This window comes from Albimonas marina, from assembly GCF_029223255.1.
Taxonomy (GTDB): domain Bacteria; phylum Pseudomonadota; class Alphaproteobacteria; order Rhodobacterales; family Rhodobacteraceae; genus Albimonas.
Window position 1 is genome coordinate 30,197 of the sequence record NZ_JARHUC010000009.1, and the last position, 23,651, is coordinate 53,847.

Sequence of the window (23,651 nt, forward strand, 5' to 3'; positions counted from 1 at the left end):
CGCTCAGAGCGTGCCGTCGAGATCGAGCGTGGGCTCGTCGCGCTCCACCTCGAAGGCCCGGGCGCCGCGGTCGGAGACCACCTGCACGTCGAGCTCCTGCGCGCCGGCGAAGTGCTGGAAGTAGGGGAACCCGATCTCCTCGATCGCGTCGGCGTCGGCGCAGTCCAGCTCCCAGGCCGCGTGGAACTCGGTATGCCCGCCGGCGGGGGCGTGATCGTGATCCTCGTCGGCCGCGGTGTCGTGGTCATGCTCTTCGCCGTGCGCCTCGTCGTCGTGATGGTCTTCATCCGCGTCGTGGCCGGCCTCCGTCAAGAGTTCCGCGGCCGAGGAGACCACCTCGCAGCCCGCCGCCTCGGGCAGCGCCAGGAGGTCCAGCGGCCGGGCCAGCAGGTCCTTGGCGGCGGCGACGGCGGCGAGGTCGGCGTCGGCCTCGGCCGGATGCTCGAAGCCCACGATGTCCGCGCCGGGCGCGCGCAGGGTCAGCGACAGGCGCCCGCCCTCGCGCGCCAGCTCCAGCCGTCCATGCCCGTGCTCATGGGCGCCGAGCGCGCGATGCTCCTGCGCCGCGGCGGGGAGGAGCGCGGCGGCGGCCAGGATCGGGGCGGCGGCGAAGGCGAGGGGGCGGAGCGGCATGGCGGGTCTTCCTTCCGGCGGAGAATCGGTTTTCGGGGCCGAAGCTAGCCCGCCGGAAAGAAATGTTATAGCATAACTTTTGCGACATCCTGACGAGGGGCGCCGGCGGCCCGGCCGCCTCCGTCCGCGCCGCCGCCTCCTGCGCCAGCCGGCGCGCCTGAATGGCGTCGAGCCGGGCGAGCGCCGCGGCCGGGTCGCCCCGCGCCTCGCGCCGCGCCGCCGCCCAGGCGCGGACGACGGAGCGGGGGCTCCAGGGCAGGGCGGCGCCGGCCAGCCAGCGGCGCAGCGGCGGCGGCAGGCGGTCGAACTCGGCCATCGGGTCGCCCGCGCGCCGGCGCATCCGCAGCCGGATCTCGCCGCGATTGCCGCTCATGCCTCGTCGCGGCCCCAGGCGGGGAACGGGTCGGGCAGGGTCCGCCAGCGCTCCGGGTCGAAGTCCGCGGCCTCCTCCCGCGTCAGCAGGCAGGCGTCGAGCGTGGCGACGATCGCCGCGCGGTCGAGGCCGACGCCGATGAACACCAGCTCCTGGCGGCGGTCGCCCCAGGGCTCCTCCCAGCGCTGCATCGTGCGGGCGACGGACTCGGGCTCCTGCGGCCAGCGCGCCCGGGGGACCGAGGCCCACCACCCGCCCAGCGGACGCACGGTCGAGACCGCGCCGGCCAGGCTGAACTCGGCGACCCACTGGGGGCGGGTGGCGATCCAGAAATGCCCCTTGGCGCGGATCGTCCCCGGCAGCGGCCCGTTCAGCGCGGCATGGATGCGGGCGGGGTGGAACGGCCGGCGGGCGCGGTAGACGAAGGAGGTCACGCCGTATTCCTCCGTCTCCGGCACATGCTCTGTGAAGCCGTGCAGCTCCTTGGCCCACAGAGGATGCATGTGCGCGCGGTCGAAGTCGAAGAGGCCGGTCTCGAACACCTGGTCCAGCGGCGCGGCGCCCCAGTCGGTCTCGACCAGGCGCGCGTCGGGGTTGAGGCTGCGCACGATGGCGCGGGCGGCCTCGGCGCGGGCGGGGCCGGCGAGGCCGATCTTGTTGAGCACCACCACGTCGGCGAACTCGATCTGGTCGGTCAGCAGGTCGACCAGGGTGCGCGCGTCCGCCTCGCCCAGGCTCTCGCCCCGGTCGCCGATGAAATCGTGGCTGGCGAAGTCGGCGGCGAGCGCGGCGGCATCGACCACCGTGACCATCGCGTCCAGCCGCGCCACGTCCGCGAGGCTGCGGCCCTGTTCGTCGCGGAACTCGAAGGTGGCGGCGACGGGCAGCGGCTCGGCGATGCCGGTGGATTCGATCAGCAGGTGGTCGAAGCGGTTCTGCGCGGCGAGGCGGGCGACCTCCTCGAGCAGGTCCTCGCGCAGGGTGCAGCAGATGCAGCCGTTGGTCATCTCCACCAGGGTCTCGTCGGCGCGCGAGAGCTCCGCGCCCCCCGCCCGCACCAGGTCGGCGTCGATGTTGACCTCGGACATGTCGTTGACGAGCACCGCGACGCGCCGCCCCTCGCGGTTGGCGAGAACGTGGTTGAGCAGCGTGGTCTTCCCCGCGCCGAGGAAGCCGGAGAGCACGGTCACGGGAAGGCGCGGATCGGGGGCGGGGTCGGGCGGGGTCATGGTCGCTCCTTTGCGGTTTCGCAACCGCGCCCCGGACGTCCGCCTCCCGCGGGCCGCCGCGCGGCGCCGTCCCGTCCCTGATCGAGGGAGGTCCCGACACGGCGCGTCCCTTCCCGCGATGCGCGTCGAGCGAACGCGGCGAAGACCGTCGGGCTTGCGGCGGCGGGGCGTCGAGGCGGCGCGCGAGGCTTCGTCCTTCGGCGCGATGTGATCGTGCGTCCGTGTAAACGGCGCTCAGGAGAAATGCAATGTTATAACATTATAGTTTCGCGGTTGCCCGCGTTCGCCTGGCGAGACCCTGCAAGCGCAGCTGGCCCAGCACGAAAGGCCCGCCTGAGGACGGGCCTTCCGCGTCTCCGGCCGCCGGATCCGCCCCCGCTCACCACGCCGCGACCAGCGAGATCGCGCCCACCAGGATCAGGCTCGCCGCCCAGGCCAGGTCCAGGTTGAGCCAGCCCTTCGACAGGACGCCCAGGCCGAGCCACCGGTGCACCGCCGCGGCCAGCCCCCCGCCCGCGACCGTCATGGCGAGCGTGTGGACCAGGGCCACCGCCGCGGCGATCGCGGCGCTTCCCGTCATCAGCGTAGACGCGGCGGCGTGGCCCGCGTCCGTCTCCTCGACGCCGCAGAGGCCGAGGTAGATGGGGACCAGCATCAGGCCCGCGCCGTGGGCGGTCGCCGCAAGGAACGACCACAGCGCCAGGCGCGAGGGCGGCACCCGCGCCAGGAAGCGGGGGTGGCGGCGGTTCAGGAGCAGCCAGACCCCGAGGCCGATCACCAGGCAGGCCGCGCCGATCCGGATCTCGCGCTGCCGCTCGACCAGGAACATCAGCGCCGAGAACGGCCCCAGGATCGCCGCCATCGCCGCCAGGTGCCCCACGGCCAGCGCCCCGATCGCACGCCACAGCGCGCCCGGCCGCCGCTCCATCAACGCGGCGGAGACCGCGAGCGGCCAGCCCATGCCGGGGTTGAGGCCGTGATAGACCCCCGAGGCGACGACGGCCCACCACAGGGCCGCCGTCGCGTCGCCCGTCTCCACGCCTCAGACCGAGGGGTAGCAGAAGCTGTCGGTCGAGCAGTCCCCCCCTTCCAGGCGGATCTGGTGGCTGCGCCAGCCCTTGGGGAACTCGACCCAGAAATCCTCGGCCAGCGTCAGCCCGCCGTTCTCGCCGGCATGGGCCATCACCATCGCCCCGCCCCGGTCGCCCGGATAGAACTGGTCGTCCCAGGTCGAGTAGAGCGAGTTGGTCCAGTAGACGCGCTTGCCGTCCCGGCTGATCTCGACCATCTGCGGGCCGTAGCCGAAGGCCTTGCCGTTGGGATGCTTGGTGCGCTTCACGATGCCGCCGATCTCGACCTTGCCGGTCAGCTTCGGCTTCATCGGGTCGGAGACGTCGTACTGGTGCATCTCCCCCGTCCCCCAGCAGGACACGTAGAGGAAGCGGTCGTCGAGGCTGAGGTCGATGTCGGTCACCAGCGGCGGCACCGCGCCGAAGCCCTTGAGCATGTCGGGCAGGTCGTCGGGGTCGGCGGGCTGCGGATCGATGGTGATGGTCTTGATCGCCTCGAACTGACCGTCGGCCTTGCGCCGCCAGGTGAAGATGGCGCCCTGCAGGTTGGTCGTGTCCACCACCACGCCGACGAAGCCGTGGTCCTTGGCCGGATCGTGGGCGGGCCGGATCTCGAGCGCCATCTGGTGGTTGGCGCCCAGGTCGAGGGTCTGGACGTTGCGCCGCTGGCGCAGGTTCCAGAAGTGGATCTTGTGGCCGTACTTGTTCGAAAGCAGGTCCTCGGGCACCAGCCCGTTCTCGAACTGCGGGGGCAGCGCCCATTCCGAGCTGATCATGTAGTCGCGCGGCAGGTTCCACCAGAAGTCGTAGTGCTTCTCCTGCTGGCCGCGGTCCATCTCGTAGCGGCCCAGGATCTCGAACGTCTCGCAGTCCATGATGAAGATGCCCGGGGGGCCGTCGGTTCCGTCCGGGCCGCCGCCGCCGAGCGTGCTGACGTAGATGCCCTCGGGGCCGCAGTGGATGGTGTGGGGGCGCGAATAGCCGGTCTTGGCGAAGACCTCCTCGGGCTCGATGATCTTGTGGATCTTCGCATCCAGCGGATCCTTCACGTCGATCACGTAGATGCGCGAGGAGCGGATGCCCGGGATGATCAGGTAGCGCCGCTCGAGGAACGCGTGACCGCTGAGCGGCGAAAGCGAGGACGAGCAGGCGTTCCAGCCGAAGTGATGAAATTCGTCGCCCTTGTGGGGCATCAGCAGCTGGTGGACGATCTGGCCGTAGCGGTCCGAGGTGGGATCGACGTCGATCACCGCGAGACCGTCGGGCTGCGAGGCGTCGGGGCTCAGCATCAGCGTGAAGGCCAGCGTCTCCGCCGGGGCCTGCATGGCGAGTTTCGGCGTGGCGTGAAACGTGGGATCGGGTCTCAGGTTCATGGCAGGCTCCTCCCAGGACACGGGCGCGATGTTCTCGGGTTTCTGGACACGCCCGGGTTGAACAGTGCGCCCGATGCCGAGTCGGGTAAACGCCGAGAAGCGACCTAACGTCACCTGCCGCGCGTGAAATCGGGGCGGAAGCGGGCCGAAGCCGAGATGGGCGAGGGTCCTGCGCCCTGCGGCGGGCCGGGCCGCCGGCGAGGGGACTACCGGGGCGAAGGCTCGCGCAGGGCGCCGTGGCGGCCGAGGGGGAGCATCATCGGCTTGCCGGAGGTGGGGTCGGAGATCACCCGGCTTTCCAGGCCGAAGACCTCGCGCACCGTCGCCTCGGTCAGCACCTGCTCGGGCGGGCCGGCGGCGTGCACGCGGCCCGCGACTATCGCCACCAGCGCGTCGGCGTAGCGCGCGGCGAGGTTGAGGTCGTGGAGCACCATCACCACCGTCGTCCCCCGCGCGCGGTTGAGGTCGGTCAGCAGGTCCAGCACCTCGAGCTGGTGGGCGACGTCGAGATAGGTGGTCGGCTCGTCCAGCAGCAGCAGCTCGGTCCGCTGCGCCAGCGCCATGGCGATCCAGGCGCGCTGGCGCTGGCCGCCGGAGAGCTCGTCGACGGCGCGGTCGGCGAGGTCGGCGGTGGCGGTCGCCTGCAGGGCCTCGGCCACCGCCTCGTCGTCCTCGCGCGTCCAGCGGGAGAGGGGGCCGTGGTGGGGATGGCGCCCGCGCCCGACGAGGTCGGCGACGGTCACCCCCTCGGGCGCGAGCGGGGACTGCGGCAGCAGGCCCAGACGGCGGGCGAGCGCGCGGGTCGGCAGGCGGTGGATGGCGCGGCCGTCGAGCAGGACCTCGCCGCGCGTCGGCGCCAGCAGGCGGGCGAGGCTGCGCAGCAGGGTGGACTTGCCGCAGGCGTTGGCGCCGACGATGGCGGTGATCCGCCCGGGCGCGATCTCGAGCGACAGGTCCCGGAGGATCTCCCGCCCGTCGTAGCCGGCGTGGAGGCCGTGGGCCGCGAAGGATGCGACGGTCATGACAGGGCTCCGCTCCGCCCGGCGCGGACGATGAGATAGAGGAGATAGGGCGCCCCCAGCGCCCCGGTGACGACGCCGACCGGGTAGCGCGCGGGCAGCAGGAACTGGCCGGCGTAGTCGGCGCAGAGCGTCAGCAGCGCCCCGACCAGCGCCGCCGGCGCCAGCAGGGAGCCGCGCGTCCCCATCGCCCGCGCGGCGATCGGGCCGGAGAGGAAGGCGACGAAGGCGATCGGCCCCGCGACCGCGGTCGAGACCGAGACCAGCCCCACGGCGGCCAGAACCACCAGGAGGCGCGTCCGCTCGACCCGCACGCCGAGCGCGGCCGCGGCGTCGTCGCCCAGGCGCATCGCCTCCAGCGCGCGGGCCTGCGCCAGCAGCAGGGCGCCCGGCAGCAGGAGGGCCGCGAGCAGCGGGCGGGACTGCGCCAGCGTCGCGCCGTTGACGCTGCCGGTCAGCCAGCGCATCGCCTCCTGCAGGGTCCAGGACGGGGCCTGCGCGAGGCCCCAGGCGATCACGCTCTGCAGCATGGCCGAGACGCCGATGCCCACCAGGATCAGCCGCGGCCCGGCGACGCCGCCCCGCCAGGCCAGCGCCCAGATCGCCAGCGCCACGCCCAGGCCGCCCGCGACCGCCAGCAGCGACACGGCCGGCCCGCTCCACCCCAGCAGGACGATCCCGAAGACCGCCGCCGCGCCGGCGCCCGAGGAGATGCCGATCACGTCCGGGCTCGCCAGCGGGTTGCGCAGCAGGGTCTGGAAGGCCGCCCCGCCGAGGCCGAAGGCCATGCCTGCAAGGATCGAGAGCGCCGCGCGGGGCAGGCGCAGCTCCCCCACCGTGAAGGCGGCGACGGGCACGTCCGCTCCCGCCAGCACCCGCAGCACGTCGAGCGGCGGGGTGAAGGAGCGGCCGAGGCTGAGCGTCAGGGCGAAGGCCGCGGCCAGCAGCGCCAGCAGCGCGAGGCCGAGCCGCAGGCGGCGCCGGCCGCGGGCCCGGCGCAGGGCGGCGACGTGGTCGGGCAGGCTCACAGCGCGCGGACCTTGCGGCGGCGGACGATCCAGATGAACAGCGGCGCGCCCACGAAGGCGGTGACGAGGCCCACGTCCAGCTCCCCCGGCCGCGCGATCAGCCGGCCTGCCACGTCGGCGAGCAGCAGCAGGACCGCGCCCGCCAGCGCCGAGACCGGCAGCAGCCAGCGATGCTCGACCCCCACCAGCAGGCGGCACAGATGGGGCGCGGCGAGGCCGACGAAGCCGATGGGCCCGCAGACGGCCGTGGCCGCGCCGCACAGCAGCACCGCGCCGAGCGCTGCGACCGCGCGGGCGCGGGCGACGCGCAGGCCGAGGCCCGCGGCCAGCTCCTCGCCCAGCGCAAGCTGGTCGAGGCTGCGGGCGGAGACCAGGGACAGAACGAAGCCGGTCAGAAGGAAGGGCAGGGCGGGCGCGATCCCCTCCCAGCTCGCGCCGCCGACGCCGCCCACCTGCCAGGCGCGCACGCCGCCGGCGATGTCGTTGCGCGGCAGGACGATGGCCATGACGAGGGAGCTCGCGGCGATCGAGGTCGCGGCCCCCGCCAGCGCCAGGCGCAGCGGCGTCGCCGCGCCGCGGCCCAGCGAGCCGACGGCGTAGACGAAGGCCGCCGCCGCCGCGGCGCCGAGGATGGCGGTCCACAGGTAGGCCTCGACGCTCTCGATCCCGAACCCGGCGACGCCGATCACCACCGCCAGCGCCGCGCCTGCGTTCACGCCCAGGATCCCCGGATCGGCCAGCGGATTGCGGGTGACGCCCTGCATCACCGCCCCCGAGAGGCCCAGCGCGCGGCCGCGACCGCCCCCGGGCTCGCCGAGATCGAGCACCGCGGTCGCCAGGCTGATCGCCAGGCTCTCGGCGTAGACGTCGTGGCGGCGCGGCTCGGTCACCTCGGCGGCGAGCAGGCGGGCCAGCCCCTCGACCTCGGCCGCCTCGCGCACCTCCGCCGGGCGGGCCATCGCCTCGCGCGCCGCGGTCCGGCCCATCGCGCGGCCGAGCACGTCCAGGAGCTTCGCCGCGTCGAGATGGACGTCGAGATGCGAGAAGGCGAGCGGCGCGGTGAAGGCGGTCCACATCGGCGTTCCCGCCGGCACGTAGAAGGCGCGCGCCATCGGCCGCCCCCGCCGCGCCAGCGCCCGCTCGCTCTCGCCCACGCGGACCGAAGAGACGTCGTCGAAGAACACGCTGATGCGCGGGTTCGCCGACAGGTAGTAGCCGCGCCCGCCGCTGTCGCCCTCGGCCTGCCAGAAGGCGCCGAGGCCGCCGTCGAGCCCGCGCCAGCGCAGGGGCGCGGTGGGGCGGATGCCCTGGGTCCTGCCGGTGAACTGGTGTCGATAGCCCATCTGCCTGAGGCGCGCGTCCATCCATGGGGGGAGCGAAGCCGCTGGCTGGGCGGCGGCGCGCATCCCTTTGCCTGCGGTCGGCGGATGCGGGCCCCGCGGAACTGGCGAGCCACGCCGAACCGCTACGGCCTTCGACGCCGCCTTGCAACCCCGCCCCGGCCGGGGACGGGGGCCGTGTCGCCTTCGCGCGGCGGCGCAGCGGCGGGGGAAACCGCTTTGAAAGCCGCTTCCACAGATGTAATGAGACTGCATCAAAATTCTGGTGCGCGTCTCGTTCCGGCGTGCGCCCTGGCGTCCGCCGAACGTCACGAGAGTGGATCGAACCGGCCGGCAAGGTCGGCGCCGGCGCGGCTCGGCCCCGCGCGAGGGAGGAGACGACCATGTCCCAAGAGGCCGCGAGCCGCCTGCCGCAGGAGCAGCCCAAAGCCGCCGCCGCGCCCGTGCGCGCCGCCAACGCCGGCTTCGCCCTGCCGCCCGACGACGGCCAGGATTTCGAGGACGCGCGCCGCGGCTTCCTGGGGACCGTGCCCGACGGCGTCGTGCCCGGCGCGGGCCGGCGGCCCGCCTGGGACATGCGCGCCTACGCCTTCCTCGACGACCCGCGCGCGCCCGAGAGCGTGAACCCCAGCCTCTGGCGGCAGGCGCGGCTGAACGCGATCCACGGGCTGTTCGAGGTGATGCCCGGCGTCTACCAGGTGCGGGGCCTCGACCTCGCGAACATGACGCTGATCGAGGGCGAGACCGGCGTGATCGTCATCGACGCGCTGACCACGCGCCAGACCGCGGCGGCGGCCATCGCGCTCTACCGCGCGCATCGGGGCGAGCGGCCGGTGACGGGGGTGATCTACACCCACACCCACACCGACCACTGGGGCGGGGCCGAGGCGCTGGTCGATCCGGCCGACGCCGCGGCGGGCCGCGTCCCGGTCATCGCCCCCGACCGCTTCCTCGAGGAAGCGGTGGCCGAGAACGTGACGGCGGGCGGCGCGATGCTGCGCCGGGCGCTGTTCCAGTTCGGCCAGGTCCTCAAGCCCGGCCCGCTGGGGCATGTCGACAACGGCCTGGGCAAGGCGATGGCCGTGGGGACCTGGGGGCTGGTTCCGCCCAACGACCTGATCCTGGCGACCGGCGACGTGCGCGTCATCGACGGCGTGGAGCTGCATTTCCAGATGGCGCCCGAGACCGAGGCCCCGGCCGAGATGCACATCTGGGCGCCTGCGCTGAAGCTCCTGAACCTCGCCGAGAACGCCACCCACAACTTCCACAACCTGCTGCCCTTCCGCGGCTCGGCGGTGCGCAACACGCTCGACTGGGCGGGCTACATCAACGAGGCGCTGGAGATGTGGGGCGGCGAGGTCGAGGCGCTGGTCGGCCAGCACCACTGGCCCACCTGGGGCAACGCGCAGGTGCGCGCCTACCTCCGGATCCAGCGCGACCTCTACAAGTTCACCCATGACCAGACGGTGCGGCTGATGAACCTCGGCCTGACCCCGCAGGAGATCGCCGAGACGATCCGCCTGCCCGACGCGATCGAGGCGGCCTGGCATGCGCGCGGCTACTACGGCGCGATCCGGCACAACGCCAAGGCCATCTACCAGCACTACCTGGGCTGGTACGACGCGGTCCCCGCCCATCTCGACCCGCTGCCGCCGCAGGCGGGCGGGCGCAAGATGATCGAGTACATGGGCGGCATGGAGGCGGTGCTGACGCGGGCGCGGAAGGACGTCGAGGCCGGCGAATACCGCTGGGCGGCGGAGGTCCTCAGCCGCGCCGTCTTCGCCGAGCCCGACTGCGCCTAGGCGCGCGCCCTGCTGGCCGACGTCTACGAACAGCTCGGCTACGGCTGCGAGGCCGCCACCTGGCGCAACGCCTATCTCAACGGCGCGCTGGAGCTGCGGCAGGGGCCGCCGCCCCTGAAGATCCGCTCGGCGATCAGCCCGCAGACGGCGCGCGCGCTGTCGCCCGACCAGCTCTTCGGCGTGCTGGGCGTGCGGCTGGACGGGCTGGCGGCGCAGCGCGAGCGCATGGCCTTCACCGTCCGCTTCACCGACCTCGGGCAGGACTGGGTCCTGAACCTCGAGCATGGCGCCCTGACCTGGGTGGCGGGGCGCGGCGACCCCTCGGCCGTCGCCACCCTGACCCTCGCCAAGGAGGCGCTGGCCGCCGCCGTCTCGGGCGAGCGCGCCCTGGAGGAGGCGATCGAGGCGGGCGCGGTGCAGGTGGAGGGGGACCTCGCGGCCCTGCGCCGCCTGCTCGGCTGGATCGAGGCGCCGGCCCCGATCTTCGCGGTGGTGGAGCCCAAGCCGGGCTGGGATCTCTGATCCCGCAGCGTCCCGGGATCCGGGCCGCAGACGAGACCGGGGGCCGCGCGGCCCCCGGCGCCGGTCAGCTGCGCGGCCGCCTCAGAAGCGGATCACCGAGCGCGCGACCCCGCCCGAGCGCATGTCCGCGAAGCCCGCGTTGATCCCGTCGAGCGTGATCTCCTTCGAGATCAGGCGGTCGAGGTCCAGCTTGCCCTGCATGTAGAGGTCGCACAGCACCGGGAAGTCCAGCGCCGGGCGCACCGAGCCGTAGAAGCAGCCGGAGATCTTCTTCTCCCCGAACACGAGCTGGAAGGGCGAGAAGCCGGCCTGCACCTTGATCGCGGGAATGCCCACCAGCACCGCCTGTCCGCCGGGACCGACGATCGAGATCGCCTGCTCGGTCGTGGCCTGCGCGCCCAGCGCGTCGAAGGCGAAGTCGACGCCGGGGCCGCGCACGATCTCGCGCACCGCGGCGGAGACCTTCTCGGTCGCGCCGTTGATCGTGTGGGTCGCGCCGAAGGCCTTCGCCATCTCCAGCTTCGCGTCCAGCAGGTCGACGGCGATGATCGTCTTCGCCCCGGCCAGCCGCGCGCCCTGCACGATGTTCAGCCCCACGCCGCCGCAGCCGATAACGGCGACCGTGGCGCCGGCGGGAACCTTGGCGTGCCGGGTCACCGCGCCCACGCCCGTGGCGACCGAGCAGCCGATCAGCGCCGCGGGACCGAAGGGCATCGCCTCGGGCACCCGGATCGCCTGCTCCTCCGAGCAGACCACGTATTCGGCGAAGGTGCCGATGCGCGACAGCTGCCCCACCGCCTCCCCGTTCAGCTTCAGCGGCTTGCGCCCCGCGGGCGTGGCGTCGACCGGAGAGCGGTGGCCGTTGCAGCGGGCGGGCACGCCGGACTGGCAGCTGGGGCAGTGGCCGCAGTTCGGGGTGAAGGAGAAGATCACCCGGTCGCCCTTCGCGACCCGGGTCACGTCGGGGCCCACCTCCTCGACCACGCCCGCGGCCTCGTGGCCGAGCACGAGGGGCAGGGCGGCGGGCCAGTCGCCGATCATCACGTGCCAGTCGCTCATGCACAGGCCCGCGGCCTCGACCTTCACCCGGATTTCGCCCGCTCCGGGCCCGTCCTGCTCGAGGTCCAGGAGCTCCAGCTCCTGGCCGATCTCCGTCAGCACCGCCGCTTTCATGTCCGCGTTCTCCCTGCGTCGTTGTCCTTGGGTCACATCACCGAGCGGGCGCGCCAGCGCTCCAGCGTCGGGGAGGCGGTCTCGGGGTCGCCCAGCAGGCCCGCGGCCCGCCCGGAGACGGGGGCCTCGAAGATCGCGGCGATCGAGTCCACGCAGCATTCCACGTGCAGGGCGATCCGCTGCTCGGTCAGCGAGGCGGGGTCGAGGTCGATCCGCTCCTCGAGATTGGCGGCGGCGTCGACGGCCAGCGCGTTGGCGTGGAGATAGCGGTGATAGATCACCGGCGTCGGAACCTCGGCGCGCCGCCAGCGCAGCAGGCGGAAGCATTCGCGCAGGCCCAGGTCGTGGCGCCGCGCCAGCAGGCGGTCGACCAGTTCGTGGCGCATGTGGACCTGCTTGCAGAAGCGCCGGTGGTAGGTGACCGCGCCCAGGCCCAGACCCTCGAACATCGGGCGGACCATGGCGTCGGCGATGCCGCGCACCTCGGGCAGGCGGTCGCGGGCGTCCTCCTTCAGCGCGTCCAGCAGTTCGAGCCGGCGCTGGTCGCGCACGCCGATGCGCAGGGCGAAGATCGCCTCGAGCAGCCCGTCGCGCGAGCCGAAGTGGTAATGCACGGCCGAGCCGTTCTTCTGGCCGGCGGCGGCGTTGATCCGCCGGATCGACACCGCGTCGATGCCGTGCAGGGCGAACAGCCGCTCGGCCGTCTCCAGGATCTTCTCCCGCGCGCTGGGGGCGCGGTCTTCGGCGTCGGTCGCGCTCATCGCCTCGTCCCTGACAGTCGCTCGGCCAGCTTAATGCGCGCGCGTCATCCGGGAAATCCCCCTGGAGGGCGGCCGGCGCCCGTCGTGGGCCACGTTCGGCGCCCACGTCAGATCCTCTCCACGGCATGAGACGGTTGAGTTCCCCGTCAGGATGGCGAAGATGGCCCCGCGGCAGCCAAGGACCAGGCCTCCTGTCACGGTCCTCACGCCCGGAGACACCGCGCGCGCCCCTCGGGCGCGGTCACGGTCGAGCCGGCGGGGGGAGCCTCGGGCCGACGCAGGACCACCGACGGGGCGCGACGGCCTGCGCGCCTCCCTCAGATCGACGACCCCGGGCGCGTCTCCCGCGCCCGAAGCGGCCGGGGAGACGACATGCGCTACCACAGTCCAGAAACCTTCGAAGACGCGGCCCGGATCGCCGCCGCGGCGCAGGGCGTGACCCGCTTCCTGGCGGGGGGCACCGACGTTCTGGTGCAGATGCGCGCCGGCGCGGTGCTGCCCGACGACATCATCGACGTGAAGAAGATCCCCGGCGTCCACGACGCCGCGCGGACCGCGGACGGCGGCTGGCGGATCGGCGTCGCCGTCTCGGGCGCGAAGCTGGGCGCGAACGCCGAGCTGGTCGCCGACTGGCCGGGCGTGGTCGAGGGGATGGAGCTGGTCGGCTCCACCCAGATCCAGGGCCGCGCCACGCTGGTGGGCAACCTGTGCAACGGCTCGCCCGCCGCGGACTCGGTCCCCGGCCTGGTCGCCGCCGGCGCCTCGGTCGAGATCGTGGGCCCCGGGGGGACGCGCACCGTCGCGGTCGAGGACATCCCCGCCGGCCCCGGCAAGACCACGCTGAAGCCCGGCGAGGTGGTCGCGGCCGTAATCCTGCCGCCGCGCGGCAAGGCGGGCGGCGACGCCTACCTGCGCTTCATCCCGCGCACCGAGATGGACATCGCCGTGGTCGGCTGCGCGGTGAACCTGACGCTGGAGGGCGACAAGATCGCCTCGGCCCGCGTGGCGCTGGGCGCCGTGGGGCCGAAGATCGCGCTGGCGCCCGCGGCGGCGGAGGCCATCGTGGGCACGACGCTCGACGACGCGGCGCTCTCGGCGCTCGACGCCGCGGCTCGCGCCGCCTGCTCCCCCATCGACGACAAGCGCGGGACGGTCGAATTCCGCACCGAGGTCGCCGGCGTGCTCGCCCGCCGCGCCGCCCGCATCGCCTACGACCGCGCCATGGAGGCCGCGAAATGAGCAAGATCCACGTCACCACCACCGTGAACGGCGACGAGATGGAATTCCTCGCCGATCCGCAGGAGACGCTGCTCGACTGCCTGCGCGACCACCTCGACCTGACCGGCTCGAAAGAGGGCTGCGGCACCGGCGACTGCGGGGCCTGCTCGGTCACGCTCGACGGCACGCTGGTCTGCTCGTGCCTCGTGCTCGGCGTCGAGGCGCAGGGCAAGACGATCGAGACGATCGAGGGCATGGCCGGCGACAGCGGCCTGCACCCGCTGCAGCGCAAGTTCATCGAGCATGCCGCGCTCCAGTGCGGCTTCTGCACCCCGGGGATCCTGGTGGCGGCCAAGTCGCTGCTGGAGAGCAACCCCGCCCCGACCGAGACCGAGGTCCGCTACTGGCTCGCCGGCAACCTCTGCCGCTGCACCGGTTACGACAAGATCGTGCGCGCCGTCATGGACGCGGCCGCCGAGATGCGGGAGGCCGCGTGATGCCCAGAGATGATGTCGCCAGCGTCTACAAGCTGATCGGAACCCGCCCCGACCGCCCCGACGGGCTGGACAAGGTGACCGGGCGCGCGCGCTACGGCGCGGACATGTCCGCGCCCGGGATGCTGTGGGGGGCGGTGGTCCGCTCGCCCCACGCCCACGCGAAGATCCTCAGGATCGACGCCTCCAAGGCGCTGGCGCTGGACGGGGTGAAGGCCGTGGTCACCCGCGCCGACCTGCCCACCGGCCTGACCGGCGAGGACTTCTACCTGCAGGAGAACACCCTGGCGGGCGAGAAGGCCCTCTACGACGGCCATGCCGTGGCCGCGGTCGCCGCGACCTCCAAGCTGCTGGCCGAGAAGGCCGCGCGCCTGGTCGAGGTCGAGTACGAGGTCCTGCCCCATGTCACCGACGTGGACGCCGCCATGGCCCCCGGCGCGCCCGAGATCCGTCCCGGCTCGGCCGACCCGACGGTGCCCGAGGGGCTTCACCCCAACGTGGTGAAGTACATGGAGTTCGGCCACGGCGACGTGGACGCGGGCTTCGCCGAGGCCGACCTGGTCATGGAGAAATCCTACAAGACCGAGGCCACCCACCAGGGCTACATCGAGCCCCATGCCGCGCTGGGCCAGATGGGCGCCGACGGCAAGGGCGAGATGTGGGTCTGCACCCAGGGCCAGTGGTACATCCGCAAGATGTGCGCCGCGGTGCTGGGCGTGGAGGCAGCGCAGCTGCGCGTGACGCCGTCCGAGATCGGCGGCGGCTTCGGCGGCAAGACCACGATCTTCATGGAGCCGCTGCCGCTGGCGCTCAGCCGCAAGGCGGGCGGGCGTCCGGTGAAGATGGTGATGAGCCGCGCCGAGGTGCTGCGCGCCACGGGCCCGACCGCGTCGGCCTCGATGGACGTGAAGATCGGCATGCGGAAGGACGGCACGATCACCGCCGCGAGGGCCGAGTTCCGCATGCAGGGCGGCGCCTTCCCCGGCGCGCCGGTGGACATGGCGCTCTACTGCGCCTTCGCCTCCTACAAGCTGCCCGCGGTCCAGCACATCGGCTACGACGTGCTGGCCAACCGGCCCAAGTGCGCGGCCTATCGCGCCCCCGGCTCGCCCATGGCCGCCTTCGCGGTCGAGAGCCTGGTGGACGAGATGTGCCGCGAGCTGAAGCTCGACCCCATCGAGACCCGGCTGAAGAACGCGGTGCGCGAGGGGGACAAGGCCTCCTACGGGCCCAAGTTCGGCTCCATCGGGCTGGTCGAGACGCTGGAGGCCCTGCAGGCCCACCCCAACCTCCAGGCCCCGCTCGGCCCCAACCAGGGCCGCGGCATCGCCGCCGGCTACTGGTTCAACCACGGCGGCGAGACCTCGGTCTCGATGGCGATCTCCGAGGACGGGACCGTGCAGGTCTCGGTCGGCACGCCCGACATCGGCGGCAGCCGCGCCTCGATCGGCCTGATGGTCGCCGAGACGCTGGGCATCCCCTACGAGAACGTGCGCGTGAACGTGGTGGAGACCGGGGCGCTGGGCGTGAACGAGCCCACCCACGGCAGCCGCGCCACCTTCGCCTCGGGCAAGGCCGCGGTCGGGGCCACCAAGCAGGCCATCGCCGAGATGTGCAAACGCGCCGCGAAGGAATGGGGGATCGAGCCCGAGGCGGTCGAGTGGTCCGAGGGAGCGGCGCGCCCCGCGGGCGACAACGCCGGCAAGTTCGAGCCGATGACCATCGCCGAGATCGGCGCGACCATGGGCTCGACCGGCGGTCCGATCTCGGGCCACGAGCAGGGCGTGCCGGGCGGCGTCGGCGCCAGCTTCGGCGCCCATGTCGTCGACCTCGAGGTGGACCCCGAGACCGGGCGCGTCACCATCCTGCGCTACCTGGTGGTGCAGGACGCGGGCCGGGCCATCCACCCCTCCTACGTCGAGGGCCAGTACCAGGGCGGCGCCGCGCAGGGCATCGGCTGGGCGCTGAACGAGGCCTACATCTACGGCGAGGACGGCCGGTTGCAGAACCCGGTGTTCCTCGACTACCGCGTGCCCGTGGCCTCGGACCTGCCGATGATCGACACGGTCATCGTCGAGGTGCCCAACCCCGGCCACCCCTACGGCGTGCGCGGCGTGGGCGAGACGGGCATCACCCCGCCGCTGCCCGCCATCGCGAACGCCATCCACGCGGCCACCGGCGCCCGGCTGCGCAGCCTGCCGATGTCGCCGCCCAAGGTGCTCGCCGCGCTGAAGGAGGTCTGAGGACGGCATGGCGAAGGTCACGGTCAATCTCTGGGCGGGCCTTCGCCGCCTGACCGACGGCGCCGAGGTGGTCGAGGTCGAGGCCTCGACCATCGGCGAGATGCTCGACGCGCTGGTCGAGGCCTACCCGGGCCTCGGCCCCGTCTTCGACGCCGGCGTCTCGGTCGCCGTGGACGGGGAGATCATCAACGGCGGGCGCGGCAAGCCGCTCTCGCCCGAGAACGAGATCTTCCTGCTGCAACGGATGAAGGGCGGCTGAGGCCGCCCTCTCCCTTCCGCTCAGTTCGCGGGCGCGGTCACCGTCAGGCCCAGCATCCGCCAGCCCTGCATCCCGGCGCGGTAGTAGAAGATCTTCTCGGCGGGGAAGCCCGCCTCGATCATGCGGCGCGCGGCGGTGGGGGACTGGCCGCACCACGGCCCGTTGCAGTAGAGCGCGACCGACTTCACCGCCTCGCCCTCGCAGATCCAGCCGTCGAAGTCCGGCTCGCAGCCGAACTCGCCCAACCGGTCGGCGGCCTCGGTGTAGGGCACATTGATCGCGCCGGGGATCGCGCCGGTCTCGAAGTCGGGGCGCACGCGGCCGTCGACGACGACCACGTCGGGGTCCTGCAGGAAGGCCAGCAGCTCCAGCTCCCCGATGGGGGTCACGCCCTCGGCGGGGATCATCGGCTGGATGCAGAAGTTGGGGCAGGGGCGGGCGATGCGGGCGAACTCGCCCTCGATCACCGCGGCGTTGTCCTGGATGCGGGAGATCGCGACGGGCCCGTCGGGGCCGGGGATCTCGACGCTCATCAAGTCGCGGGTGATGCCCACGGGCTCGGCCTGCGCCGCGCCGGCGGCGAGGATCAGGGCGAGGGCGGAAACGAGATGGCGCATGGTATCCTCCTCCGCGCCGCGTGGGCGGTCGGAGCCCCGGGCGCTTTGATTCAATATTGAATACGATAATGTATCAGGAAGCCCGCGGGCGCCAGCGCCGCGACGCCGGGGCGGGACGGTCCGGGGAAAGACGGGCCGGGGCGAGACGGGCGGGGACGGGATGCGCATCGCGACCTTCAATCTCCAGAACCTGAGGCTGCGCCACGTGGACGGCGCGCCGCGGCTCGACGGCGCGCGCGACGGCGACCTGTCCGCCGATATCGGCGCGGAGGCGATGGCGCTGGACCCGCTCGACCGTCGGCTGACGGCGGAGGTGCTGGCCCGCGCCGACCCCGACGTCGCCGCCCTGCAGGAGGTGTTCGACCAGGCCGCGCTGGATCACTTCCACGACGCCTGGCTGCTGCCCGCCGGCGCCCGGCCCTGGCCGCACCGGGTCTGCCTGCCGGGAAACGACGGCCGCGGAGAGGACGTGGCCGCGATCAGCCGCCGCCCGTTCCGGCGGGTCGAGAGCCACGCGGCCGCGACGCCCGGGAGCCTGGGCCTCGACCCCATCCCCGGGGTCGGCCCGCACGACCGGATCTTCCGCCGCGACTGCCTCGAGCTGGAGCTGGACGGACCGACCCTGTTCGTGTGCCACCTCAAGGCCCCCTACCCGGACCCGGAGGCCGCCTGGCGGGTGCAGCGGCTGGAGGCCCGCGCGATCCGCCGGATCGTCGAGCGTCGGTTTCCGCGCCCCGAGGCGGCCCTGTGGATGATCCTGGGCGACCTGAACGCGCCGCGCCGCTCGCCGCCGGGGCATGGCCCCGCGGCGGCGCCCCTGCTCGGCGGGTTCGCGGTCGACCTGCTGGCCCGCCTGCCGGAGGACGAGCGCTGGACCTGCCGCCTGCCCGGCGCGGGCGGCTACATCCGCCCCGACGCGATGCTCGCCTCCCCCGCGCTCGCGAAGGCCTGGCCGGAGGCGACGCCGCGGATCCTGCGCTGCGGTCTGGGGCGGGAGGCTGAGCGCTACGCCGGCCCCCGCCTGCGCGGGGTCGGCCTGCACCGCCCCCACGCCAGCGACCACGCCGCCGTGACGATCGACCTGCCGGGCCTGTGAGGGGCCTAGCCCGCGGGCGCCACGGGCACGTTGTCGATCAGGCGCACGTCCCCCAGCCAGGCCGCGACCAGCAGGCGCGCGGGCCGCTCGGCCGCCGCGAGGGGGGCGAGGTCCGCCTCGGCCCGCAGCTCCAGGTATTCCACCCGGTCGAAGCCGGCGGCGAGGATCCCGGCCTGCGCCGCCGCCAGCACCGTGCCGGTCGGCTCCCCCGCCTCGAGCCGGCGGGCGGCGGCGATCAGGGCCTGGGGCAGGGCGGCGGAGCGGGCGCGATCCCCGGGCGTCAGGCGCACGTTGCGCGAGGACAGCGCCAGACCGTCCGCCTCCCGAACCGTGGGGCAGCCGACGATCTCGGTCGGGATGTTGAGGTCCAGCGCCAGGCGGCGCACCACCTGCAGCTGCTGGAAATCCTTCTCCCCGAACATCGCGACGTCCGCGCCCGCGATCAGCAGCAGCTTGCCCACCACCGTCGCCACGCCGTCGAAATGGCCGGGGCGCCCCGCGCCGCACAGCCCCTCGCTGACGCCCGACACCGTGACGCCGGTCGCGAAGCCGGGGGGATACATCTCGTCCCCGTCCGGCGCGAACAGCACGATCCGCCCGTCCGCGCCCCCGTCGAGCGCGCCGAGCTTGCGGGCGTCGGCCTCCTCGGTGCGCGGATAGGCGGCGAGGTCGGCGGGGCTGTTGAACTGGCGGGGGTTCACGAAGAGCGTGACGATCACCCGCTCGGCCCGGGCCTGGCCGGCGCGCACCAGGCTCAGGTGCCCCTCGTGCAGCGCGCCCATCGTGGGCACGACGGCGACGCGCGCGCCCTCGGCCCGCCAGGCGGCGACCCGGGCGCGAAGGTCGGCGACGGTTCTGACGATCTGCACGCTCATCGCGAGGCGGGCTCCGTTTTGGCGGCCGAGGCGGGGTCGGCCGCGCCGAACAGGTGCTCGGGGCCGGGGAAGCGGCGGGCGCGCACGTCCTCGGCATAGGCCGCGACGGCCTCGCGGGCGGCCGCCTCAAGCTCGGCGTAGCGCTTGACGAACTTCGGCTTGAAGTCCGCGAACAGGCCCAGCATGTCGTCCACCACCAGGATCTGGCCGTCGCAGGCGGGCGAGGCGCCGATGCCCACGGTGGGGACCGCGATCTCGTCGGTGACGCGGCGGGCGAGCGGGTCGGGGATCTTCTCCAGCACCACGGCGAAGGCGCCGGCCTCGGCCGCGGCATGGGCGTCGCGCATCACCCGGGCGGCGTCCGCGCCCTTGCCCTGCACCGCGTAGCCGCCCAGCGCGTTCACCGACTGGGGCGTCAGGCCGACATGGCCCATCACCGGGATGCCGCGGGCGACGAGGAAGCGGATGGTCTCGGCCATCGCCACCCCGCCCTCGAGCTTCACGGCCTCGCATCCCGTCTCGGACATCAGGCGGGCGGCGTTGCGGAAGGCCTGTTGGGGCCCTTCCTCGTAGCTGCCGAAGGGCATGTCCACGACCATCAGCGCGCGCGACAGGCCCCGGCGCACCGCCTGACCGTGCAGGATCATCATCTCCATCGTCACGCCCAGCGTCGAGGGCAGGCCGTGCAGCACCATGCCGACGCTGTCGCCCACCAGCGCCAGGTCGCATTCGGCGTCGATCACCCTGGCGACCGGGGTGGTGTAGGCGGTCAGGCAGACCAGCGGCGCGCCGCCCTTGCGCGCCTGGATGTCCATGGGGGTCGGCGCGCCGCCCCGTCCTGTCGCGCTCATCGTCCGCTCCTCCCGTTGCCGCGTTCGCGATGGCGGGCTTGCCTGACACAGGGGCGGCGGAAAGCAAAGTGGAAAAGGGGCGCGGTTCAGTATTCGCTCAGCAATGGCGGGGCGAATTTAATCGACGGAAGCGGGTTTACCTGAGCGTCATCGGGCGGGGTTGGGAATATTCATTTGCACGCTCCCGAATTTCGATTCGCGGCCCCGCCTCTTCTGGGCGGAGGCCGCGATTTCCGGCGGACCGCCGCGTCAGGCGCCGTCGGACTCCATCGAGGGCGCGCCGTTGGCGGCGGTCAGGAACCGGCTCTCCCACCAGGAGAACAGGATGTCCCGCAGGGCCGCGCCGTCGTCGGCGCCGTAGAGCTCGCGCCGCGCCAGGCGGTCGAGCATCGCGGCCTCCTCCGCGCTCAGCGCCACCTCCAGCGTCTGCTCGACGATGGGCGTGTTGGTGAAGGCGGGGGTGTAGTCGGGATCGCGGGTCAGCTCCCGCGTGGCCTTGATCGCGGCGTTGCGGAACTGCGCCGGCGTGCGCTGGGAGGCGAGGCGCGGCAGGGCGGGCACCTGCGCGAGATCCGCCTCCGACGCGTCCCACACGGTGACCCGGATCGGCTTCAGCGAAAAATTCGAGGTCCGCATCACGTCCGCCCCGCAGACGTTGGGCACCGCAAGCACGTCCATCAGCGCCAGCAGTTCGACGTAGTCCCCGGCCTTCGAGGTCTGGCGGTCGATCTTCACCGTGCCGCCGACCTCGACCTCGGTGAACATGAAGAAGTTGAAGCTGTCGTGCACGTCGTCCGGGGTCAGCCCGTACTCGCGCTGCGCCTCGGCCTGGATGTCGTGGCAGTTGGTGTGGTCGTGGAAGCCGTAGGCGCTTTCGTAGAGGAACGCCGAGCAGCGCGGGAACAGCACGTCGTTGCGCCCCACCGTGTCGGCGAGGAAGTACATCATCGCGTTCTCGCGCGGGGGCGCCGACCACAGGAAGGTCCCCGCGGTGGGGTTGAAGCCGTGCACGGTGCGGGTGCGGCCGCAGTGCATGAACTCCTTGTAGTCGTGCAGGTTGAAGGCGTTGAAGTCGACGCACTGGCCGCCCTCGACCTGCTCGATGCGCAGGACCTGGCCCTTCAGCAGCTCGATCGCCTTGCCGGCGCCTGGCGCGATCACCTGGTCGGAGACGAGGGTGCGGGTCATTCGGCGGCTCCCTTCCCGGCGGCTTCGGCGGCGGCCTCGCGCAGGGCGAGGCGCACCAGCTCGGCCCGGTCGTCGAGTCCCACGCGGGGCAGGGTGCGGTCGAGCAGCTCCATCTGCTGCTGGTTCAGGCGCAGCGCGACGGTGCGCGGGGACGAGTCGGTCATGGCGGCATCCGGTACGGGATTCGTTTGAAATCTTGTATACGTGATTTGCGAGGCTGGGAAGCTGGTTCGATCCGGCGGATCGAGGTGGATAGCCTTTCTGTCTGCCATCTCCGCCCGAAACGCAGGCGTCGTAGCCGGTTCAGGCGAGATCGCGGGCAAATCCGGGCGCCTTGGCTCGATATGACGAATCCATATGCATCCTGAGCGCGCAGTTGCTGCGCTGCGGGATTCCATCTTGCGCTCTTTCGAAATGCAAAAGAGTATACATTAAAGACGCTGAAACGGATTCGCCATGCCCGTCGCCGCCTCCCGGTTCGAGATCGCCTACCGCGCGCTCCGCCAGGCCATCCTGGAGCAGGAGCTCAAGCCCGGCGCCCGCCTGCCGGAAGACGAGATCGGCGCGCCCTTCGGCATCTCCCGCACGCTGGTCCGCCAGGCCCTCCAGCGCCTGCACGCCGACGGGCTGGTGGAGTTGGGCGGCAAGCGCACCGCCACCGTCGCCCGCCCCACCGTCGAGGAAGCCCGCGACGTCTTCCGCGTCCGCCGCGCGCTGGAGCGCGAGGCGCTGCGCATCCTCGCCGAGGACTGGCGCCCCGAGATCGGCGCCGCGCTCGAGGGCCACCTGCGCGCCGAGCGCAAGGCGATGGAGGCCCGCGACGACCGCGCCGGCGTGCGCCTCGCCTGGGAGTTCCACCTCCTGATCGCGGAGCTGACCGGCAACGGCCTGATGGAGGCCTGGATCGGCCAGCTGGTCGTGCGCTGCTCGCTGATCCTCGCCGTCCACGGCCGGCCCCACGCCGCCGAATGTTCGGTCAACGAGCATGCCGCCGTTCTCGAGGCCCTGCGCCGCGGCGATCCGGAGGAGGCCGCCCGCCTGATGGACCACCACCTGCACCTGGTCGAGGATCGCGCGCTGGCGCCGGAGGCGGAGGCCGCCCCCGACCTCGGCGCCCTGCTGGCCCGCTACGCCGACGAGCTCGACACGCCCCGCGCGCCGCCGCTGCGCCGGAGCCGCGCGGACTGAGCCCCCGGACCCGCCCATCGCGCCGTCTCCCGCCCCGGGACGGACCGCCGCGGCAGGGGCGCAAGAGACGGCCCTTCGCTTCGCAGCTCAGCTTGACCAGCAGGAACAGCCCATGACCCGATCCGCCTTCATGCCCTCCCGCCGCGGCTTCATCGCCGGCGCCGCCTCGCTCGCCGCGCTCGCCGCCGGCGGACGCTCCGCCAAGGCCGCCGACACCGTCGTCGGCATGATCTACGTCGGCCCCCGCGACGACTACGGCTGGAACCAGGCCCACGCGGTCGGCGCCCAGGCCGTGCGCGAGCTGCCCGGCGTGACCGTGGTCGAGGAGGAGAACGTGCCCGAGTCCGTCGCGGTGTCGAAGACCATGGGCTCGATGATCGAGCTCGACGGCGCCTCGCTGATCTTCGCCACCTCCTTCGGCTACTTCGATCCCTTCATGATCGACATGGCGAAGAAGTATCCCGAGGTGCAGTTCCGCCACCCGACCTCGCTGTGGTCGGCCGACAAGCACCCGGCGAACCTGGGCGGCTACTTCTGCTATATCGAGCAGGCGCACTACGTGAACGGCGTCGCGGCGGGCCTGTCCACCGCCACCAACCGCATCGGCTTCGTCGGCGCCAAGCCGATCTCGGTCGTGCTGCGCAACATCAACGCCTTCACCATGGGCGTCCGCTCGGTGAACCCCGAGGCGAAGGTGCAGCTGATCATGACGGGCGAGTGGTCGCTGCCGGTGCGCGAGGCGGAGTCGGTCAACGCGCTGGTCGACGCCGGCTGCGACGTGATCGCCTGCCATGTCGACAGCCCCAAGGTCTGCGTCGAGACCGCCGAGGCCCGCGGCGTGAAGAGCCTGGGCCACAACGCCGACCAGTCGCCGCTGGCGCCCAAGGGCTTCATCACCGGCGCCGAGCTGAAGTGGGGCACCGTCTACAAGCAGTACGCCGAGCTGATCGCGAAGGGCGAGCCGCTGCCCAACGTCAACGAGGGCGGCTTCGACAAGGACATGGTCCAGAACTCGCCCTTCGGCGCCGGCGCGACCGAGGCCGCCCGCAAGGCCGCGCTGGAGGCGCAGGAGAAGGTGCGCGGCGGCGCGCCGATCTTCGTCGGTCCCCTGAAGGACAACACCGGAAAGACGATCTCCGAGACGACGATGGAGCTCTACGATCCCAAGCTCTGGGCCATGGACTACCTGGTCGAGGGCGTGGAAGGCTCGACCATCTGAGCCGCCGCGGGGGCCGTTCGCGCGCCCCCCGCCTCACGGGCGCGCCCCGGGCCCGGCCCGGGGCCTCCGCCGCATCGAAC

At 72.9% G+C, this 23,651-nt stretch carries 22 protein-coding genes and 2 pseudogenes; 9 read left to right on the forward strand and 15 right to left on the reverse strand.

Features of this window, described 5'->3' with window-relative positions; all coding sequences use genetic code 11:
* Window positions 1-3: 3 nt before the first annotated feature.
* The 8 genes and pseudogenes from P2H44_RS21370 to P2H44_RS21405 form a co-directional block, all read right to left on the reverse strand.
* Window positions 4-633, reverse strand: coding sequence for a ZrgA family zinc uptake protein (locus P2H44_RS21370; protein WP_275766936.1), 630 nt, complete (start codon window positions 631-633; stop codon window positions 4-6).
* Window positions 533-1,006 carry a DUF6525 family protein gene (locus P2H44_RS21375; protein ID WP_275766938.1) on the reverse strand — a complete coding sequence of 158 codons (474 nt, stop codon included), beginning with the start codon at window positions 1,004-1,006 and terminating at the stop codon, window positions 533-535. Before P2H44_RS21375 ends, P2H44_RS21370 begins: the two co-directional genes overlap by 101 nt.
* A complete protein-coding gene (locus tag P2H44_RS21380) occupies window positions 1,003-2,235 on the reverse strand; it encodes a GTP-binding protein (protein ID WP_275766939.1) in 1,233 nt (410 codons plus the stop codon). Before P2H44_RS21380 ends, P2H44_RS21375 begins: the two co-directional genes overlap by 4 nt.
* Window positions 2,236-2,614: 379 nt before the next feature.
* Entirely contained in the window at window positions 2,615-3,196 is a 582-nt protein-coding gene (locus P2H44_RS21385) for a hypothetical protein (protein ID WP_275767307.1), read from the reverse strand.
* Window positions 3,197-3,277: 81 nt separating this feature from the next.
* Window positions 3,278-4,678 carry a selenium-binding protein SBP56-related protein gene (locus tag P2H44_RS21390; protein ID WP_275766941.1) on the reverse strand — a complete coding sequence of 467 codons (1,401 nt, stop codon included), beginning with the start codon at window positions 4,676-4,678 and terminating at the stop codon, window positions 3,278-3,280.
* 206 nt (window positions 4,679-4,884) lie between these two features.
* On the reverse strand, window positions 4,885-5,700 hold the full coding sequence (locus tag P2H44_RS21395; RefSeq protein WP_275766942.1) for an ABC transporter ATP-binding protein: 816 nt from the start codon (window positions 5,698-5,700) through the stop codon (window positions 4,885-4,887).
* A complete protein-coding gene (locus tag P2H44_RS21400; RefSeq protein ID WP_275766943.1) occupies window positions 5,697-6,725 on the reverse strand; it encodes a FecCD family ABC transporter permease in 1,029 nt (342 codons plus the stop codon). Before P2H44_RS21400 ends, P2H44_RS21395 begins: the two co-directional genes overlap by 4 nt.
* A pseudogene (locus tag P2H44_RS21405) lies at window positions 6,722-7,519 on the reverse strand (FecCD family ABC transporter permease); the annotation flags it as partial. The gene P2H44_RS21400 and the pseudogene P2H44_RS21405, both read right to left, overlap by 4 nt.
* A gap of 1,226 nt (window positions 7,520-8,745) precedes the next feature.
* Here P2H44_RS21405 and P2H44_RS21410 point away from each other — a divergent pair.
* Both P2H44_RS21410 and P2H44_RS21415 read left to right on the forward strand, forming a co-directional pair.
* Window positions 8,746-9,960, forward strand: a pseudogene (locus P2H44_RS21410) (alkyl/aryl-sulfatase); the annotation flags it as partial.
* A 39-nt stretch (window positions 9,961-9,999) separates the two neighbouring features.
* The gene (locus P2H44_RS21415; RefSeq protein ID WP_275767308.1) at window positions 10,000-10,389 is read left to right on the forward strand and encodes an alkyl sulfatase C-terminal domain-containing protein; all 390 of its coding nucleotides are present in this window, start codon (window positions 10,000-10,002) and stop codon (window positions 10,387-10,389) included.
* An 81-nt stretch (window positions 10,390-10,470) separates the two neighbouring features.
* On the opposite strand, the gene P2H44_RS21420 is transcribed toward P2H44_RS21415, so the two are convergent.
* Together P2H44_RS21420 and P2H44_RS21425 are read right to left on the reverse strand one after the other, a co-directional pair.
* On the reverse strand, window positions 10,471-11,562 hold the full coding sequence (locus tag P2H44_RS21420; protein WP_275766944.1) for a Zn-dependent alcohol dehydrogenase: 1,092 nt from the start codon (window positions 11,560-11,562) through the stop codon (window positions 10,471-10,473).
* Between the two features lie 32 nt (window positions 11,563-11,594).
* Window positions 11,595-12,323 (reverse strand): TetR/AcrR family transcriptional regulator, encoded by a 729-nt coding sequence (locus tag P2H44_RS21425; RefSeq protein WP_275766946.1) that lies wholly within the window; start codon window positions 12,321-12,323, stop codon window positions 11,595-11,597.
* A 372-nt stretch (window positions 12,324-12,695) separates the two neighbouring features.
* Here P2H44_RS21425 and P2H44_RS21430 point away from each other — a divergent pair, with 372 nt between their 5' ends.
* Genes P2H44_RS21430 through P2H44_RS21445 form a run of 4 tightly spaced genes read left to right on the forward strand, consistent with a single transcriptional unit; the run spans window position 12,696 to window position 16,537 of the window.
* A complete protein-coding gene (locus tag P2H44_RS21430) occupies window positions 12,696-13,562 on the forward strand; it encodes an FAD binding domain-containing protein (protein WP_275766948.1) in 867 nt (288 codons plus the stop codon).
* Window positions 13,559-14,038, forward strand: a complete 480-nt coding sequence (locus P2H44_RS21435) for a (2Fe-2S)-binding protein (protein WP_275766950.1) — start codon at window positions 13,559-13,561, stop codon at window positions 14,036-14,038. The genes P2H44_RS21430 and P2H44_RS21435 overlap by 4 nt, the downstream gene beginning before the upstream one ends.
* Complete coding sequence (locus tag P2H44_RS21440) at window positions 14,038-16,278, forward strand: xanthine dehydrogenase family protein molybdopterin-binding subunit (RefSeq protein ID WP_275766952.1); 2,241 nt, start codon at window positions 14,038-14,040, stop codon at window positions 16,276-16,278. Before P2H44_RS21435 ends, P2H44_RS21440 begins: the two co-directional genes overlap by 1 nt.
* 7 nt (window positions 16,279-16,285) lie before the next feature.
* The gene (locus tag P2H44_RS21445) at window positions 16,286-16,537 is read left to right on the forward strand and encodes a MoaD/ThiS family protein (RefSeq protein WP_275766954.1); all 252 of its coding nucleotides are present in this window, start codon (window positions 16,286-16,288) and stop codon (window positions 16,535-16,537) included.
* Window positions 16,538-16,557: 20 nt separating this feature from the next.
* On the opposite strand, the gene P2H44_RS21450 is transcribed toward P2H44_RS21445, so the two are convergent.
* The gene (locus tag P2H44_RS21450) at window positions 16,558-17,154 is read right to left on the reverse strand and encodes a rhodanese-like domain-containing protein (protein ID WP_275766956.1); all 597 of its coding nucleotides are present in this window, start codon (window positions 17,152-17,154) and stop codon (window positions 16,558-16,560) included.
* Window positions 17,155-17,314: 160 nt separating this feature from the next.
* Between P2H44_RS21450 and P2H44_RS21455 the strand changes: the two genes are divergently transcribed.
* Window positions 17,315-18,250 (forward strand): endonuclease/exonuclease/phosphatase family protein, encoded by a 936-nt coding sequence (locus P2H44_RS21455; protein ID WP_275766958.1) that lies wholly within the window; start codon window positions 17,315-17,317, stop codon window positions 18,248-18,250.
* 5 nt (window positions 18,251-18,255) lie between these two features.
* Here P2H44_RS21455 and panC read toward each other — a convergent pair whose 3' ends face one another.
* The 4 genes from panC to P2H44_RS21475 form a co-directional block, all read right to left on the reverse strand.
* Window positions 18,256-19,125 carry a pantoate--beta-alanine ligase gene (panC, locus tag P2H44_RS21460; protein WP_275766959.1) on the reverse strand — a complete coding sequence of 290 codons (870 nt, stop codon included), beginning with the start codon at window positions 19,123-19,125 and terminating at the stop codon, window positions 18,256-18,258.
* Entirely contained in the window at window positions 19,122-19,976 is an 855-nt protein-coding gene (gene panB, locus P2H44_RS21465; protein ID WP_275766960.1) for a 3-methyl-2-oxobutanoate hydroxymethyltransferase, read from the reverse strand. The genes panC and panB overlap by 4 nt, the downstream gene beginning before the upstream one ends.
* Window positions 19,977-20,225: 249 nt before the next feature.
* On the reverse strand, window positions 20,226-21,164 hold the full coding sequence (locus P2H44_RS21470; protein WP_275766962.1) for an urea carboxylase-associated family protein: 939 nt from the start codon (window positions 21,162-21,164) through the stop codon (window positions 20,226-20,228).
* Window positions 21,161-21,328: a hypothetical protein gene (locus tag P2H44_RS21475; RefSeq protein ID WP_275766963.1), complete on the reverse strand. Its 168-nt coding sequence runs from the start codon at window positions 21,326-21,328 to the stop codon at window positions 21,161-21,163. Before P2H44_RS21475 ends, P2H44_RS21470 begins: the two co-directional genes overlap by 4 nt.
* A 292-nt stretch (window positions 21,329-21,620) precedes the next feature.
* On the opposite strand from P2H44_RS21475, the gene P2H44_RS21480 reads away from it, so the two are divergent.
* Together P2H44_RS21480 and P2H44_RS21485 are read left to right on the forward strand one after the other, a co-directional pair.
* On the forward strand, window positions 21,621-22,352 hold the full coding sequence (locus P2H44_RS21480) for a GntR family transcriptional regulator (protein ID WP_275766965.1): 732 nt from the start codon (window positions 21,621-21,623) through the stop codon (window positions 22,350-22,352).
* A gap of 112 nt (window positions 22,353-22,464) precedes the next feature.
* Window positions 22,465-23,571, forward strand: a complete 1,107-nt coding sequence (locus P2H44_RS21485; protein ID WP_275766967.1) for a BMP family ABC transporter substrate-binding protein — start codon at window positions 22,465-22,467, stop codon at window positions 23,569-23,571.
* The last annotated feature ends 80 nt before the right edge of the window (window positions 23,572-23,651 follow it).

Coding starts and splice junctions, on each gene's coding strand:
- P2H44_RS21435 (WP_275766950.1), top strand. CDS start 13,559: ATGAGCAAGATCCACGTCACCACCACCGTGAACGGCGACGAGATGGAA.
- P2H44_RS21375 (WP_275766938.1), bottom strand. CDS start 1,006: ATGAGCGGCAATCGCGGCGAGATCCGGCTGCGGATGCGCCGGCGCGCG.
- P2H44_RS21440 (WP_275766952.1), top strand. CDS start 14,038: ATGCCCAGAGATGATGTCGCCAGCGTCTACAAGCTGATCGGAACCCGC.
- P2H44_RS21380 (WP_275766939.1), bottom strand. CDS start 2,235: ATGACCCCGCCCGACCCCGCCCCCGATCCGCGCCTTCCCGTGACCGTG.
- P2H44_RS21395 (WP_275766942.1), bottom strand. CDS start 5,700: ATGACCGTCGCATCCTTCGCGGCCCACGGCCTCCACGCCGGCTACGAC.
- P2H44_RS21430 (WP_275766948.1), top strand. CDS start 12,696: ATGCGCTACCACAGTCCAGAAACCTTCGAAGACGCGGCCCGGATCGCC.
- P2H44_RS21480 (WP_275766965.1), top strand. CDS start 21,621: ATGCCCGTCGCCGCCTCCCGGTTCGAGATCGCCTACCGCGCGCTCCGC.
- P2H44_RS21420 (WP_275766944.1), bottom strand. CDS start 11,562: ATGAAAGCGGCGGTGCTGACGGAGATCGGCCAGGAGCTGGAGCTCCTG.
- P2H44_RS21450 (WP_275766956.1), bottom strand. CDS start 17,154: ATGCGCCATCTCGTTTCCGCCCTCGCCCTGATCCTCGCCGCCGGCGCG.
- P2H44_RS21455 (WP_275766958.1), top strand. CDS start 17,315: ATGCGCATCGCGACCTTCAATCTCCAGAACCTGAGGCTGCGCCACGTG.
- P2H44_RS21470 (WP_275766962.1), bottom strand. CDS start 21,164: ATGACCCGCACCCTCGTCTCCGACCAGGTGATCGCGCCAGGCGCCGGC.
- panB (WP_275766960.1), bottom strand. CDS start 19,976: ATGAGCGCGACAGGACGGGGCGGCGCGCCGACCCCCATGGACATCCAG.
- P2H44_RS21390 (WP_275766941.1), bottom strand. CDS start 4,678: ATGAACCTGAGACCCGATCCCACGTTTCACGCCACGCCGAAACTCGCC.
- P2H44_RS21425 (WP_275766946.1), bottom strand. CDS start 12,323: ATGAGCGCGACCGACGCCGAAGACCGCGCCCCCAGCGCGCGGGAGAAG.
- P2H44_RS21485 (WP_275766967.1), top strand. CDS start 22,465: ATGACCCGATCCGCCTTCATGCCCTCCCGCCGCGGCTTCATCGCCGGC.
- panC (WP_275766959.1), bottom strand. CDS start 19,125: ATGAGCGTGCAGATCGTCAGAACCGTCGCCGACCTTCGCGCCCGGGTC.
- P2H44_RS21445 (WP_275766954.1), top strand. CDS start 16,286: ATGGCGAAGGTCACGGTCAATCTCTGGGCGGGCCTTCGCCGCCTGACC.
- P2H44_RS21385 (WP_275767307.1), bottom strand. CDS start 3,196: ATGGGCTGGCCGCTCGCGGTCTCCGCCGCGTTGATGGAGCGGCGGCCG.
- P2H44_RS21475 (WP_275766963.1), bottom strand. CDS start 21,328: ATGACCGACTCGTCCCCGCGCACCGTCGCGCTGCGCCTGAACCAGCAG.
- P2H44_RS21370 (WP_275766936.1), bottom strand. CDS start 633: ATGCCGCTCCGCCCCCTCGCCTTCGCCGCCGCCCCGATCCTGGCCGCC.